The sequence below is a fragment of the Kordiimonas sp. SCSIO 12610 genome (assembly GCF_024398015.1).
Lineage (GTDB): Bacteria > Pseudomonadota > Alphaproteobacteria > Sphingomonadales > Kordiimonadaceae > CANLMI01.
The window spans coordinates 443,899-458,803 of the sequence record NZ_CP073747.1; the positions used below are offsets into that span (position 1 = coordinate 443,899).

Sequence of the window (14,905 nt, forward strand, 5' to 3'; positions counted from 1 at the left end):
TGATTGATGATAGTTAAGGGTTCGCTGCCGCAAGCGCCTCATCGCTGCGCAAATCCGTATACGCATGCCATGTTGCATGCCCCAAAATTGGGAAAATCACAATCAGCCCAAGAAAACCAGTAGCAAAACTTAATAAAAAGAAGCCAAGAACAATTGTACCCCATAGGAAGGCTACAGGCTTATTCATCCATGCGATCACCACACTCAGCGCCATTGCGGTCATGGTATCTTTCTTTTCATTCATTAACATCGGAAGCGAGAAAGCACTCAGTGAAAATGAGAGGGCTGCAAGGGCGCCGCCAGCTATGCTGCCGACAAGAAGCATGATACGTCCCGTATCGGTGAACAAGAGTGCGTTTATGGTTTCTTCGACACCGCTAAAAGGCTCCAGACCAAAAAACAGTGCATATATCATCACAGCCGCTCTAAGCCAGAAGGTCATAACAAATAGGAGCACAATGCTAACCAACATCAGGGCTTTGGGTGATTTTGCTTTGACAGATATCATGTCTGTGATGGTGATATGTTGAGACCCGAGTGCAAGTAAGCGGCTTTTACCATATAGGCCGATAGCAACCATTGGCCCCAAAACCATGAAGCTGGCAATCACAGGAAACAGGATATAACTAAACCCGAACTTCAAAAGTGCTACCACAAATGCGATTGAGACGAGGAAGACTGCGAAACCATATGCCAGGCTACTGATGGGTGACGTGAATGTGTCTTGTACCCCGCGCCTTAACCAATCAAAGGGTGCGGTTATTGGTAGGTCCATGGCAAAGTCCTTTGCCATTGTAGGACGTTTGTTTTCTTGGTTAACGGTTATATCTGACATTGTACCCCTCCATTGATCAGACTGAATATACCATAAAATAGAAAACTATTGCTGTAAGTTTTATCATATCTAAATCATGCTTTTAATTGATTTCTGGCTAGAAAACATGTCCCACAAGGATATTAGTTTCTATGAAAATATTTAAAATCATGCGAGGGTGTTTTGGATGTAATGCCCTTATATAAGTGGTTAATTTGAATGATTTTGAGGCTTTAGATGAAACTAAGCAACTGTCATAATTTCAATGATTTCCGAGAGCTGGCACGAAAGCAATTGCCGTCGCCGATCTTCCATTATATCGACGGCGCTGCTGATGATGAGGTTACCTATCGCCGCAACACGGAAGCATATGAAAGCGTTGATCTGGTGCCTAATGTCCTTTGTGGTGTTGACCATGTGGATATGTCAGTGGAAGTCATGGGTCAAAAACTTGATATGCCATTTTACTGTGCCCCAACGGCCTTACAAAGGCTTTTTCATCATGAAGGCGAACGGGCTGTTGCGAAGGCCGCAACGCAATTTGGAACGATGTTTGGGGTATCTTCGCTAGCGACTGTTACAGTTGAAGAAATTGAGCAACTGGCACCTGGCCCCAAGATGTTTCAGTTTTACTTCCATAAGGATAGGGGGCTGAACGACGCGCTTCTGGAGCGAGCAAGAGCTGCCAATTTCAATGTCATGGCGTTGACAGTTGATACAATTACGGGCGGAAACCGTGAGCGCGATCTTCGTACAGGGTTTACCTCGCCGCCGCGGCTGACATGGTCGTCGCTTCTTAGTTTCGCACGACATCCCGCATGGGCATGGAACTTTTTGACTAAGGATAAGTTCGACATGCCCCATTTGTCGGGGCATGTGGATGAAGGAACGGACTTGGCTGTATCGGTCGGTGAGTATTTCTCCAACATGCTTGACCAATCGATGAACTGGCGAGACGCTGAAAAGCTCTGCGCGAAATGGGGAGGACATTTTGCCTTAAAGGGTATCATGAGCGTTGAAGACGCGAAAAGAGCAGTTGATATTGGTTGCACTGGCATCATGGTTTCAAATCATGGTGGCCGTCAGCTTGATGGGTCCAGAGCACCATTTGATCAACTTGCGGAAATCTGTGACGCAGTTGGCGATAAAGTCGATGTCATTTGTGAGGGCGGCATTCAAAGAGGCACTCATGTTCTCAAAGCCCTTTCGGTTGGGGCTAAGGCCGTTTCAGGTGGACGGTATTATTTGTATGCCCTCGCGGGTGCAGGGCAAGGCGGTGTTGAAAGAGCTTTGGGCAATCTAAGAACTGAAATCGAGCGTGATATGAAACTGATGGGTGTCACAAGTTTGGATCAGTTAAATCGAGATAACCTTCGTTGGCGTTAAATATTATCGAGCGTTCTATGTACTCGAGGTTTCCCCTAAGATTATGGTAATGTTTCAGAATTGTAAGTGTGCTTTATACTGTTCCATTCAATGATAGCAGCAAACGACGAACTGTAGACGTTTGCTGCTATGTGACCTTTATGATTGTAACAGGTCTCTTACTGATATTTGCAGGCTTTGACGGCATGCCATATACCCAACCAGGCAAACAATTGAAACCATCGCGATTACCGTACCCAGTACCCACAATATATCAGGATTATAAGGTAAGCTAAACTGCTCTTCATAGATCAAGATACCAGCGATCCATGTCCCTGAAATGGCACCTACTGCCGCTATGATGGCAGTGATTGCCCAATCATAGAAATTTAATTTTAAGCAGTCTTTTTTCTTTAGTCCCATGCTCAGAAGCAAACCATTTTTTAAGGCGTCATCTGCCCGGTATCCGCTAACGGATGCGGCCAGTACAAAAAGCGCCAACAAGAGTATCATGACTGCATAACCATTCGTGACTTTTGAAACGATGCCTAGTGTGTCGTCAAATCGGTCAGTTAGCTCTTTTAAGGGTACAAGCGAGAGTGTTGGGAATCGTTGCCACAATGCTGAGAGACTGCCCCACGCATCGTCAGGCAACTCCATACTCCCCATATACCGAGTTGGTGCATCAATATGAGTAATCGCAGCAAACGGAACTTGAAACCAGAAGGTAATGGAGCCGCCACCTGATTTATACGCATGGCTTGCAACAAGCGTAAATGTATAACGACGCCCGTTAATCATGTAGGTGAGTTCATCGCCGTAGTTAAACCCCATGTCCGTCATGACCTCAGGTTCTGTTGATATTTGCTGCCAACGGGGTGTGTCTTGTTCCCACCAAGTGCCCCCCATAAGTTGATTGTTACGAGGGGTTTCATCTGTCCAACTCAGTCGAATAGGGTCCTGGAGTACGGCAAGGGTATCACTCGGCTTTTGCATATAGTCGTTTAAGGCACTTCCGTTGACCTCAATCAATTGAGCAGAGACAAAAGGGCGGAGCGCACGTATCTGGCTATCTGTGTTTTTCGCCCAGTTTTTGATTGCCGGTAACTGATTTTCTTGCGCCTCTGAAATAATCAAATTGCCGTCATGTGTGCGGCTATAGTTTTCAAGCATACCGCCCAGGTCACGCATTAACATCAAGGTAAAAAGCACCAGAAGCCCACATAAGCCAAGCCCCATAATTTGTGAAGACTTTGCAAAAAGGCGTCGTCGCATAATAAAAAACACGAACGGCAATAGACCAGAGCGGCTTTGCCCAAACTTGTCGCCCAGGCGGATGATGCACCATGTTAGCATTGTCATAAGAACAAGCGCAGCGAATATAGCAATGAGTGTCATTGCAGTTAGTAACCAATTATCAGAATATGCCGCAGCGAGTGTTGTCACAGAAATTAACCCCCATAAAAGGCGCTGCCAAACGAAGCTATTTTCTGCGCTATTGCGAATAAGTGAAAGAAGGGAAGTATGCCTTAGTTGGATAAAACTTGGTGTTTTTAAGGCGAGTAATAGTAAAAAAACCAGAGCGATTGTTTGCGTTACCCCTCGATTAGACCAAACAGCAGTGATGTTAGGAAAATAAGCCTGTAATTCTGCAATGATCATAAGGTGGGCAAGCCATGCAAATACTGTCCCTGCGATACTGGCGAGCAGAAAGTTGAAAAACCATGAACTCAATATAATAGAAATGCCTGTATGAAGGTGCGTGCCAAAACTATTATAGAGGGCGAGACGGTAACGCATCTTGGCGAGCCAGCGTCGGTTTGTCATATCGAGTGCCACAGCCCCCATAAAAAACAAGATGACCGAAGCGAGGCCAAGAAAGTTTTCAGTTCGTTTCCAGAAGCCGGCTAGTGGATGTACACCACCATATTTTTTAATTAGCTTTGCGCCAGCGATATTATCTGACACCCATGTTTCAATGTATTCTTGTTCGCTTGCATCTGCTGAAATTAGATATCTAAGCCGCAAATTGCTGGTGTCTAGTTCATGTCCACTGTTTGAATGGATCATGGCCCGCATAGCAACACTATGCCCTTCCATCAAGCGGTCTGGCTCATGAAGGAGGATAGCAGAAATGGTCAAGTCGGTCCCGCCAAGAATGAGTGTGTCACCAACCTGCGCAGATAATTTTGCTGCCAATCGCGGGCCAAGCCAGATTTCATCTGCTTTTGGTCCTTGTGTTACGCTTTGAGCGAGTGCAGTAGGTGCCGTCGCTATTTGAAGACTACCCTGGACAGGATAGAAATCGTCAACCTGCTTCAATTGTACGCGGGCCCAATTATTTTCATGAGTTAGGGTGACATCCGAAAGTGCGGTTTTTGAAACGACATCAGCTATATTACCTAAAGCTGTTTCATGGTAGTGCGCTAGCGTGCCGTGATTTTCCAAAACCATATCCGAGCCTAACATTTGGTCCAGATTAGTTTTAAGATATTCCTGTATCGAATGGCTCGACAACGACAGGGTTATCAGGAAAAACAAGAGTGCAGCTTGGGTAGCAAAGCTAATACGACCATCACTATTTTTAAGGTCACGCCAGCTGTTTTCAATCGCAAGACTATATTTACTCATTTTGCTAACTCCAAACGACCCTCTGATAAGTGTAGGGTTTTGTCTGCTTTCTCAGCTAACTGAGCGCTATGGGTTACAATAATTAGCCCGGCACCAGTTTCCCGCGTAAAATCAAACATAAGCTGAGCAACGCTCTCGGATGTGCGGGCATCAAGGTTTCCGGTTGGCTCGTCCGCAAAGATAAACTTGGGATTTCCGACAAAGGCCCGGGCGACTGCAATTCGTTGTTGCTCCCCTCCACTTAGCTGATGTGGGTAATGCTTGGCCCGGTCTTCAAGTCCAACCTTCTTGAGCCATTTTTGCGCGATGTTAAAAGCCTGATTATTGCCTTTTAATCTTAGTGGTAAAGCGAGGTTACTGATCGCGTCAAGCTCTGGCATAAGGTGAAACTGCTGGAATATAAAGCCTGTGGCTGCGCGGATATCATCCAGGTCTACGCGCTTGCCATCAAGAATAAACTCGACCTCCCCTTCAGTGGGAGTTTCTATGCCTGCTGCAATAGAGAGTAAGCTGGATTTCCCAGCACCCGAAGGGCCAACGATTGCTATAGTTTGGCCGAAATTAAAGGTTTCACACAGCCCTTTAAATAACTCAATTCGCTCATTATCTGTTTCAAAATGGTGGCTGATGTTTTTAAGGTTTATTTGATGTTTCATTTTATCCTCCTGTCGTTTGCGTACGCTAACAAGGGGAATGTCAAATGAAGGTGAAATGGGAATATCTATAGTGGTTCGACATCATTTGACGTCTGTTTGACATTAAGCGGGCTATGCTTTCTAATCATTTCGAATAGGGGCTATTATGCGTGTATTAATTATTGAAGATAACCTGGATATGCAGGCGAATATCGCAGACTATCTAGAGAAAGATTTCAGCCTCGATTTTGCCTATAATGGTGATCAGGGATTGGAGCTCGCGCTTGCTAATGAGTATGATGTGATTGTTCTTGATCTTATGCTGCCCGGCCGTGATGGGCTGAGTGTTTGCAACGAGTATAAAAAGAGAGCAACGTCGTTGGCTCCTATCATAATGCTTACGGCACGTGACACCATTGAGGACAAGGAAGCAGGTTTCAATGTTGGCGCAGATGATTATCTGGTTAAGCCCTTTTCCCTAAGGGAACTTAAGATGCGCATCGGCGCGTTAGCGCGTAGACCAAAAGAGCGAATTCAACAAAGTATCTCATATGCAGGGTTGGTACTTGAGCCCGATTCTCTTCTGCTAACACGTGGTTTGCAAAAGGCCACGCTTTTGGAAAAAGAAGCGAAAATCCTTAGGCTTTTGATTGAGGGTGCTCCTGATATTGTTTCAACGGCTAGCATCAATTATGCCCTTTGGGGCGAAGAGCCACCTGAGTCTGGAGCTTTAAGGACGCACATTTATAACCTTAGAAAGTCATTATCTTCCCTTGATGCGTCTGATTTTCTTATTACCCATCGCGGAAAAGGGTATTCGATCAGGGAAGTGAAAGAAATATAAGCATGAAGAAAAGAACACGCCGTGTCCGCGGCATGATTATGCGCACCTTCTTGAGCGCAATCATTGTCAATTTTATTATCTTCTCCCTGATTGCAGTTGTTTTTAGCTTCAGTTTAGAGGATGAGATTTTTGACCTTCAAGTTCGTGAAGCGGTAACCCAGTTGACTGCGAATGAGCAAGCGCTGAATGCTCAGTCTGGATCGTTTCAATCGCTTGCGATGGAGTATTATATTGGGCAGGAAACCCTGCCTGATTGGTTGAAGACTCATATCGATCCACGATATCAAGATCAGTCATTTGAGGTATTCGCAAAGGATCGTGGTCATTTTCATGCGTATGCCCATACTTTATCTGATGGGCAAACCTTGTATGTTATGTTCAACGCGCGCCGTTTTATCCGCTCGACACCTCAGATAAAAACATTTCTGATGGTGATTGCTGCGCTTGCGGGAATAGCGGCTATTATCTCCTTTTTTGTCCTTAATCGAATGAGTAAGAAAGTTTCTACACCGCTCGAGCAGATGGCCAGTGCCTTTGAAACGGATAGTTCAGACAAGATAGGCAAAAAAGCAAAAGATCTGACCAGTGGTATTATAGGGGAAATGCATTTGCCCGAATATGCCCCCAGAGAGCTTCAATCCCTCTACCGGGCAATAGAAGCGCGTAACGCACATATTCAGGCCCTTCTTGAAAGAGAACGGCAATTCAATCGTGATGCAAGCCATGAACTTAGAACGCCTCTTGCTGTAGCAATAGGGGCTGTTGAGCTTATGGAAGAAAATGAAAGCGATAGCCCAACCTTCCGGCGGCTTAAGACATCCATGCTTGATATGCAGCAATTAACAGAGGGAATTCTTTGGTTAGGGCGAGCGCCCGAAGCTTTTACACCGTGTTCGCTAAAAGATATCTGGCACGAGAATGTTGAGAGTTATCAGCATTTGGTTGGCCATCGAGATATTGAAATTTCATTCGAAGGGGTACCCGCTCATTTTCCTGTGCCGGAGCCTGTAGCACACGTCATTGTCGGCAATCTGTTGCGAAATGCTTTGTCTTACACGGATCGTGGGTTGGTTATGTTAAGAATGCACAGTGGCAGTTTTGAAATATTGGATACGGGTGTTGGGTATGGAAATTCTGATCCGGACCGCGAGGGGTTTGGTGTTGGCCTTTCGCTCGTAAGGCGACTGTGTGAACATTTTGATATAGCTTTTGAACTGCTTAGTCGAGATGAGGGTGGTACGATAGCGAAGTTATCTTGGGGTTCTGATATTTGACAATAGATTGACATTCATCCTGTTACTCAGGGTCTCTAAAAGGAGACCTGAGACATGACGCGAAAAATCAAAAATCTTATAAATTCCCTTATCTTCTGTCTAATAGCGGCAAATGCTATCTGGGCAGATACCCATGTTCAGCAATTTGGATATGATGCGCCGGACGGTAATCGAATAACCGGGTTTATATATCAATCTACAGATACGAAAAAAGGCGCCCCAATCGCCGTATTAATGCATGGTTTAATGGGCTCTAGCCTATATTGGCTTGCCGAAGATAATCTTATGCATGGCGACGAGGTTACGGCTAATCTTATTAAGCGTGGATATAGGGTAGTTGCACTTGATGCACGGGCACACGGCGCAAGAATTATCGATAAAAAGCCGATTGAGTATGTGAAAGCAGCTCGTTCTGGTAATAGTGAAGCATACCAAACGATGATTTTGAAAACGATTTCTGATTATCAGTTTCTACTCGATAAACTTACAAAAAACTTTGGAAAGGCCGACCGCATTGTGGCCGTGGGTTATAGTATGGGGGCACAAATGGCGACAATATTAGCTGCGCGGGATATACGTGTGACCCATCTTGTCACGATGGTACCTCCTGCGGTGCGCAACGTTCCGGAAGTATCACCGATTAAGTTTGCGCCAGATGTAAACATTCCCTGGCTATTGATCACTGCAAACAAAGACCAATATTCGAGCAAACAGCAGAATGCCGAATTAATAGAAATTGCAGGGCAAACACCCGATACTAAAGCCTTTGATAGCAAGCACGTTCTTCCCGGTGCCTACGTAGAGGCTGTTGAGGACTGGATTGATCAAATTAGGGAATGAAGCTTTTTACTTTTTCTATATTTCAATAAAAACCCAACAATATCAGGCGCTTATAAAAATAACCCTAGCCATCGTAATGGTGACTAGGGTTAAATCTATCTAAATATTAGTTGGCCTTCCCTGCATTACTGGCAAGCGAGACATTCCTCGTAATCGGTGGAATTACCGGCAGCGGCCGCTAACGGTAGCTGTACCTCCTCGGGTTGAGGGATGCCATTCTTGGATTTGGTGCCAGACCCTGTTGCCACAACTTCTGCCCGTTGAATGGATTTCGAGCGGCAATAGTAAAGGCTCTTGAGGCCTTTTTTCCATGCTTGATAATGAACCTGATGAAGATCACGTTTATGGACATCTGCGGGCAAGAAAATGTTCACAGATTGGGCTTGCGAAATATAGGACGCTCTGTCTGCGGCTAATTCCACGACCCAACGTTGGTCAAGTTCAAACGCGGTTTTGAAAACATCCTTCTCATCCTGCGTAAGGAAATCAAGGTGCTGAACCGAACCTTCGTTCACTGTAATCGATGTCCATACTTCATCAGTGTTTTGACCACGTTCTTCAAGCAAACGTGTTAGCGCGCGGTTATGAACGATGAAGTTTCCAGAAAGGGTTTTCTGATTGTAGCTGTTTGCAGCAATTGGTTCAATTCCTGGGCTTGCACCACCACAAATTGTCGAAATTGAAGCTGTTGGTGCAATCGCTGTTTTGTTTGAAAAGCGTTCCATCATTCCATAATCGGCTGCATCAGGGCATGGGCCGCGTTCACGCGCCAAAATATCTGAAGCCCGGTCAACTTCTGCCTGAACATGAGAAAAGATTTTATGGTTCCAGCTTTTTGCAAGTGCAGATTCAAAAGGAACCATATTGTCCTGAAGAAAACTATGGAAACCCATCACTCCCAAGCCTACAGAGCGCTCACGCATTGCAGAATAGCGTGCCTTTGCCATTGTATCTGGTGCCCGGTCGATAAAGTCCTGAAGGACATTGTCAAGGAAGCGCATAACATCTGGAATAAACTGTTTGTCGTCTTTCCATTCCTTGTAATGCTCTAGATTCAGTGAAGACAAGCAACAAACAGCGGTACGTTCGTTACCCAAATGGTCAAGGCCAGTTGGAAGCGTAATCTCTGCACACAGGTTTGACGTTTTAACTGTAAGGCCAGCAAGTTTGTGGTGCTCTGGCATTTGGCGGTTCACCGTATCAGAATAGATGATATAGGGCTCGCCTGTTTCAACACGAGCCGTTAATATTCTGATCCAAAGGCCGCGTGCTGATACGGTGCGGACCACATGACCATCTTTGGGGCTGGTTAGTGCCCATTCTTCGTCATTTTCAACAGCGCGCATAAAGGCGTCTGTCACCAAAATACCATGATGCAGATTAGGTGTCTTACGGTTTGGGTCGCCACCTGTTGGGCGTCTTAGTTCTGTAAACTCTTCAATTTCAGGGTGTGAAACTGGTAGGTAAATCGCAGCTGAGCCACGGCGGAGTGATCCTTGTGAAATGGCAAGCGTGAGGCTGTCCATAACGCGGACAAAGGGAACGATGCCACTTGTTTTGCCAACGCCGCCAACGGTTTCACCGATCGAGCGAAGATTGCCCCAATAACTTCCAATGCCGCCGCCGCGTGATGCAAGCCAGACATTCTCTGTCCATAAATCAACAATCGAGTCCAATTTATCCTGTGCTTCATTCAGGAAGCAGGAAATTGGCAACCCTCGGCTGGTACCGCCATTGGAGAGAACAGGAGTGGCAGGCATGAACCATAGGTTTGAAATATAATCATAAAGACGCTGTGAATGATGTTTGTCGTCGCCGTAATAGCTTGCTACTCGTGCAAAAAGGTCTTGATAGCTTTCGCCCGGCATCAAATATCGATCGGTTAAAGTTGCTTTACCAAACTCTGTTAATAAATCATCCCTTGTCCGATCAATCTCGACTGCACCACCATGTTCAAAATGAGTAACTTCAAACATTATTTTGGTCTCTCCCTACCCGTGTCTTTATGTCAGAATCCAACTGTGTTTCGAGAAACGTTATTAGCGTAACCGAAATTAGAACAAAAGTCGAACAATCGACTTTCATATGCAAATTTTTAATTAGCTTACAGCGAAATAAAATTAGCCCCACGAGAGATTCTGCGTATTCCGAAGCAAGCAAAAACAGAATAAGCTTAGCTTAAGGCTCTAGTCAAGATAAAGTAGCAAGCCTTTGGGTTTCCTACCATATCTTGTGGGCGAAATAGAATAAGCGAACCATCAGTTTTGTTGAAGCCTTTTGGAAAGCTAACAAAATCAATGATTCGCATTCGGTATCAGATGATTGGCTACTGCGGTTATTTTAGGCCAGGCCAATGTTGCCGATTGCTAAAAATTTATCACGGCGTAATTCACGAAGGCGATTCCCATCAATGCCAGCCATTTCGCGCAAATTCGATTGAACAGCATCCCCAAGAGCATTTAACGCCCGCTCCGGATCTCTGTGAGCTCCGCCAAGGGGTTCGTCAACAATTCCATCGATTACGCCCAGATTTAACAGGTCTTGAGCCGTAATTTTAAGGGCGTTTGCGGCGTCTTCAGCTTTATCATTGGTGCGCCATAAAATAGACGCGCACCCTTCTGGGGAAATGACAGAGTAAAGCGAGTGTTCCATCATCAATACACGGTTTGCAGCCGCAATTGCGACAGCGCCGCCTGAACCGCCTTCACCGACAATACAAGTGACCATTGGCACCTGAATAGACAGGCAAGTATCCGTTGAGCGTGCAATTGCCTCTGCCTGACCGCGTTCTTCTGCCCCAACGCCGGGGTATGCACCGGGTGTATCCACAAATGTAATCACAGGAAGGCCGAACCGATCCGCCATCTCCATCAAACGGATGGCTTTTCTATATCCTTCTGGGCGGGCCATGCCGAAATTATGTTTAATACGGGACTGGGTGTCAGACCCTTTTTCATGGCCAATTACAACGCAGGCATCGCCGCGGAAACGAGCGAGGCCGCCACTGATAGCACTGTCTTCGCCGAACGCCCGGTCGCCTGCGAGTGGTGTAAAGTCCTGGAACAAGTGATTGATGATATCAGGGAAATGTGGTCGCTCCGGGTGCCGCGCAACCTGCATTTTCTGCCAAGGTGACAAGCCTTCGTATGTTTCCTTCAGAAGTTTACCAAGTTTGGTTTCTAATTGCCCTACCTCAAGGGAAATATCTACATCACCGCCGCTTCCAGAAAAACTACGCAGTTCACGTATTTTACCTTCAAGTTCCGCAATGGGTTTCTCAAACTCGAGGAAAGTCATCATCTTAGTGGTATCCTGATTTTTGTTTTTCATCGGATCATGTCTCTTATCCGAGGTCAAAGCTAATTCGCTCGCATAGCATCTATAGATATAGGGTATCAAGCACTGATAGACAAGACAGGAGGTGTTTTCATGAAAAAACTATCGAGAAAAACTTCCGAGTTCCGTAGGGGTTTATTGATCGGCGAGGGGATGGTTCTCAAAAACCAATGATTTCAGCCGTTCTTCAAGAACATGCGTGTAGATTTGCGTGGTAGAAATATCAGCATGACCAAGCATTTGCTGAACCGCCCGTAGATCAGCGCCATGCGCTAATAGGTGTGTTGCAAACGCGTGACGCATTTTATGAGGACTTAAAAGGTCTGTTGGTACGCCTGCATGAACCGCCAGTTCTTTCAAGAGTTGGCCTACCCGTCTTCTCGTTAGGTGCCCTTCCTTGCCTCTTGATGGGAATAGATAGTAGGGGGCAGGCTGCCGTTTTTTGGCTATCTCCGCGTCAACCATCATAATATATGCTTTTAAGGCCTTGCGCGCTTTCTCGCCAATTGGGACCATACGTTCACGCCCGCCCTTACCTTTAATTGTCAGAAGCACAGTATCAGGGCCGATAGATTTTCGGGGTAGTGTCAATAATTCACTGATACGAAGGCCGGTCGCGTATAAAGTTTCTAGAATTGCATGTAGTCGAACGCTGGAAAGTGACCCATTTCTTGCCTCACTCTCCGCATAATCAAGAAGAATTTCAACATGATCTTGCTTTAAAAATCTGGGTAAACGTTTTTCTGTTCGGGGTGTTTCAATTTTTGCAGCGGGATTATCTGATCTAAAGCCATCTCTGAATAAAAATAGATAAAATTGCTTTAGGCTTGATGTCTTGCGGGCGATGGTTGAGCTTTTCAGGCCTTCTTGGTTTAGCAGCTGAATGTAGGCCTGTATGTCATCAGTTGATGCCATTTCCAGTGAAGTGGGTAGAAAGTCTGAAAATCCAGAGAGGTCACGCCGGTAGGCTGCCTGACTGTTTTCAGAGTGCCCTTTCTCTGCCGCGAGCATTTCCAAAAACAAGTCAATTTGTTGCTGATCTGTCATGAAATATAAGGACGCTATTGATGCCTATAGGCCTTGTGCGATTAATATCTCAGTCGCTAATTTCTGCGTTTCCTCATTAAATCCTAGCCCTTTTAAATTGCCGAGCACGGATCCAACCAGTGACGCAGAAAGCTGTCCGCCTTGGGTTGGTGATAATAATCGAAAGCCCAAACTCAGGGCGAGCGGTCGATCTTGGTTGTTGACAGCAATTAAGAACGAACGCCAAAGCGCAGGTGAAGGGACTTCGCCGCTTAGGGCAGCGGGCCCTTTTTCTAAAGTTTCCCATGCGCCTTCAGGCGCAGCGATGCCAAGCGCATCAAATGTTGATAATAAAAGATTGGCGCGTTCAAACCGATCACTGGTTTCAGATTGCGCGGCCCACCAGATGTTAAATTGTTCTGTTGTCGGTTTAATATTCAGTCCTGTAACCATCATAGGCCACATGTTTTTAAGTGCGATATCCGCAGAAGGGTCATTATTCGCGGCACGCGTGCGAAGCGTTCGCAGCCAAGCCAAGGCTCGCTCGCTATCGCCGTCCAGTAGGGCAATGCGCGCAAACAAACTTGCTTTGTCACCAAATACTGCATTGATTTCTACATTTTTGGTTAACATCGCAAACACAGGGCCAGTTGTAGATGTGGTTTGGGATTGAAGCGCTCTAAACCATGCGTTTTCGAGCGCATTCATGCGGATAGTTTCATCCTTTTCCTGCGCAATTAGGTTCGCGAGTGTTGCATCAACATTATCGGAGTTTTCCCCTGCTGTAGCGAAGGATATAGCAGCAGATTTCTCTGCTTCATCTGGTTCCAGGGCTCTGTAAAAGGACTGATAATCTGATGCAGTTAACCACCCTTGACGAAGTGACATCTGAATGAGTTTCGCTTTGGCTTCTGTTGAAACAGAAGGAACGGCTAACATCATACTAACGGCCATAGGATTGACATTTTCAAGTTTGAATTCGTTAATCTGAATACGGGCAAGTCGAGCCATTGCAGCTTCTAATACATTGATCTCCAGCGCACCCTCAAGCGCCTCAATCTGGCTATTGTCACGAAGCGTTCCCGAGGAATTTTCCTCAGCCTCGATAAGAATATGATCGATCAGGCGATAGAAGGTTGGCTCAATCTCTGCAATTTCTTCCAATATACCTAATTGGAAGTCTACAGCGCCGCGATTACCTTCTGCTGCTTCACAGAAAGCGGATAACCTGAGCCAGTATTCAGAATTATCTGATTTTCTTTGTGCTTCTGCGATCTCGCAAGCGTCAGCCAACTTGCTTGCAATTAAATGAGACTGGGCAAACTCTCGAGATAGCGAAGACCAATCTCTGTCTTTAGGAAGGTTATCAATCAGTGCCCGATAATCGCGGGCATATCCTTTTGATGCCAATAGAGACAGTCTGGTTTTGATCGTGAGGTCAATTTCACCGGCATCCTGTGTTTCAGGAATATCGGTCGGTGACAATACAACCTTTCTGGTGATCTCGTTCATCACTGGCGAGGCCGCATTCTCTTTAAATCTGTTCAGGCGATCCAGATATTGTTTTCTGTCATATCCTTGCCAGAAGGCAGCATTAAATTCAGCTTGATTATCCAATACGCCAGCTTTTGATGGGTCAAATGCACTTAAATCACCTTCTTCATAGAAATCGGTTGGTGCTTGTGCCTCTTGCACGTCAGATAGTGATTGCGGTGAATTTAAATCTTCTGAACCTTCAACAGTTTGTTCATCGGTCTGGCTTTCAGTGTCAGCAATGCTCAATTGACCGTTTTCGTTAGGAAGCCCGTCGACGGCCTTTTCTTCAATAGCAGTTGAGGTTGGTGCAGGGATCTTAATGCTGCCAGCAGGAACAAAGGGCTCAGGAATGATTGAGCGGGGGGCAGCAAGTTTTGGCCCAGTCTGTCGGGTGTTTTTTTGCTTTGTTTGTAGAAAAAAACGTTTCTGGCCTTGGGATGGCTTTACAATTTGAACAGGTGCGCCGTCAGATGGTGCTTGGTCATCGTCCTGTTGGTCTTGAGCAACAGAAGTCAACGTGATTCCCAAAATAGCCGCAAGCGACATCACTTTTGAATATCTGTTGATTTTCTGCATGGCCTGTCCTTTTTGGGGTCGTTCTATT

11 protein-coding genes are annotated in these 14,905 nt (G+C 45.8%); 4 read left to right on the forward strand and 7 right to left on the reverse strand.

Features of this window, described 5'->3' with window-relative positions; translation table 11 throughout:
* Positions 1-13 precede the first annotated feature (13 nt).
* Positions 14-835 (reverse strand): DUF2189 domain-containing protein, encoded by an 822-nt coding sequence (locus KFF44_RS02115; RefSeq protein ID WP_255936689.1) that lies wholly within the window; start codon positions 833-835, stop codon positions 14-16.
* Positions 836-1,051: 216 nt separating this feature from the next.
* On the opposite strand from KFF44_RS02115, the gene KFF44_RS02120 reads away from it, so the two are divergent.
* Positions 1,052-2,200 carry an alpha-hydroxy acid oxidase gene (locus KFF44_RS02120; RefSeq protein ID WP_255936691.1) on the forward strand — a complete coding sequence of 383 codons (1,149 nt, stop codon included), beginning with the start codon at positions 1,052-1,054 and terminating at the stop codon, positions 2,198-2,200.
* Positions 2,201-2,338: 138 nt separating this feature from the next.
* Here the strand turns inward: KFF44_RS02120 and KFF44_RS02125 are convergent, their stop codons facing one another.
* Positions 2,339-4,810 carry an ABC transporter permease gene (locus KFF44_RS02125; RefSeq protein ID WP_255936693.1) on the reverse strand — a complete coding sequence of 824 codons (2,472 nt, stop codon included), beginning with the start codon at positions 4,808-4,810 and terminating at the stop codon, positions 2,339-2,341.
* The gene (locus tag KFF44_RS02130) at positions 4,807-5,466 is read right to left on the reverse strand and encodes an ABC transporter ATP-binding protein (RefSeq protein WP_255936695.1); all 660 of its coding nucleotides are present in this window, start codon (positions 5,464-5,466) and stop codon (positions 4,807-4,809) included. Before KFF44_RS02130 ends, KFF44_RS02125 begins: the two co-directional genes overlap by 4 nt.
* Positions 5,467-5,611: 145 nt before the next feature.
* On the opposite strand from KFF44_RS02130, the gene KFF44_RS02135 reads away from it, so the two are divergent.
* From KFF44_RS02135 to KFF44_RS02145, 3 genes are read left to right on the forward strand one after another with little or no spacing between them, the layout of a single operon-like run.
* A complete protein-coding gene (locus tag KFF44_RS02135; protein WP_255936697.1) occupies positions 5,612-6,289 on the forward strand; it encodes a response regulator transcription factor in 678 nt (225 codons plus the stop codon).
* Positions 6,290-6,291: 2 nt separating this feature from the next.
* Positions 6,292-7,563: a HAMP domain-containing sensor histidine kinase gene (locus KFF44_RS02140; RefSeq protein WP_255936699.1), complete on the forward strand. Its 1,272-nt coding sequence runs from the start codon at positions 6,292-6,294 to the stop codon at positions 7,561-7,563.
* Positions 7,564-7,617: 54 nt separating this feature from the next.
* A complete protein-coding gene (locus KFF44_RS02145; protein ID WP_255936701.1) occupies positions 7,618-8,403 on the forward strand; it encodes an alpha/beta hydrolase in 786 nt (261 codons plus the stop codon).
* Positions 8,404-8,528: 125 nt separating this feature from the next.
* Here KFF44_RS02145 and KFF44_RS02150 read toward each other — a convergent pair whose 3' ends face one another.
* The 4 genes from KFF44_RS02150 to KFF44_RS02165 all read right to left on the reverse strand — a co-directional run bounded on the left by KFF44_RS02150 (position 8,529) and on the right by KFF44_RS02165 (position 14,877).
* On the reverse strand, positions 8,529-10,379 hold the full coding sequence (locus KFF44_RS02150; RefSeq protein WP_255936703.1) for a ribonucleoside-diphosphate reductase subunit alpha: 1,851 nt from the start codon (positions 10,377-10,379) through the stop codon (positions 8,529-8,531).
* Between the two features lie 364 nt (positions 10,380-10,743).
* Positions 10,744-11,703: an acetyl-CoA carboxylase carboxyltransferase subunit alpha gene (locus tag KFF44_RS02155; RefSeq protein ID WP_370691131.1), complete on the reverse strand. Its 960-nt coding sequence runs from the start codon at positions 11,701-11,703 to the stop codon at positions 10,744-10,746.
* A gap of 171 nt (positions 11,704-11,874) precedes the next feature.
* On the reverse strand, positions 11,875-12,786 hold the full coding sequence (locus KFF44_RS02160) for a site-specific tyrosine recombinase XerD (RefSeq protein ID WP_255936706.1): 912 nt from the start codon (positions 12,784-12,786) through the stop codon (positions 11,875-11,877).
* A 24-nt stretch (positions 12,787-12,810) separates the two neighbouring features.
* Positions 12,811-14,877 carry a hypothetical protein gene (locus tag KFF44_RS02165; protein WP_255936707.1) on the reverse strand — a complete coding sequence of 689 codons (2,067 nt, stop codon included), beginning with the start codon at positions 14,875-14,877 and terminating at the stop codon, positions 12,811-12,813.
* Positions 14,878-14,905 lie beyond the last annotated feature (28 nt).

Bases quoted from the DNA above. Each gene is read 5' to 3' on its own strand.
- KFF44_RS02150 (WP_255936703.1), bottom strand. From the start codon at position 10,379: ATGTTTGAAGTTACTCATTTTGAACATGGTGGTGCAGTCGAGATTGAT.
- KFF44_RS02135 (WP_255936697.1), top strand. From the start codon at position 5,612: ATGCGTGTATTAATTATTGAAGATAACCTGGATATGCAGGCGAATATC.
- KFF44_RS02145 (WP_255936701.1), top strand. From the start codon at position 7,618: ATGACGCGAAAAATCAAAAATCTTATAAATTCCCTTATCTTCTGTCTA.
- KFF44_RS02155 (WP_370691131.1), bottom strand. From the start codon at position 11,703: ATGATGACTTTCCTCGAGTTTGAGAAACCCATTGCGGAACTTGAAGGT.
- KFF44_RS02130 (WP_255936695.1), bottom strand. From the start codon at position 5,466: ATGAAACATCAAATAAACCTTAAAAACATCAGCCACCATTTTGAAACA.
- KFF44_RS02125 (WP_255936693.1), bottom strand. From the start codon at position 4,810: ATGAGTAAATATAGTCTTGCGATTGAAAACAGCTGGCGTGACCTTAAA.
- KFF44_RS02140 (WP_255936699.1), top strand. From the start codon at position 6,292: ATGAAGAAAAGAACACGCCGTGTCCGCGGCATGATTATGCGCACCTTC.
- KFF44_RS02120 (WP_255936691.1), top strand. From the start codon at position 1,052: ATGAAACTAAGCAACTGTCATAATTTCAATGATTTCCGAGAGCTGGCA.
- KFF44_RS02160 (WP_255936706.1), bottom strand. From the start codon at position 12,786: ATGACAGATCAGCAACAAATTGACTTGTTTTTGGAAATGCTCGCGGCA.
- KFF44_RS02165 (WP_255936707.1), bottom strand. From the start codon at position 14,877: ATGCAGAAAATCAACAGATATTCAAAAGTGATGTCGCTTGCGGCTATT.
- KFF44_RS02115 (WP_255936689.1), bottom strand. From the start codon at position 835: ATGTCAGATATAACCGTTAACCAAGAAAACAAACGTCCTACAATGGCA.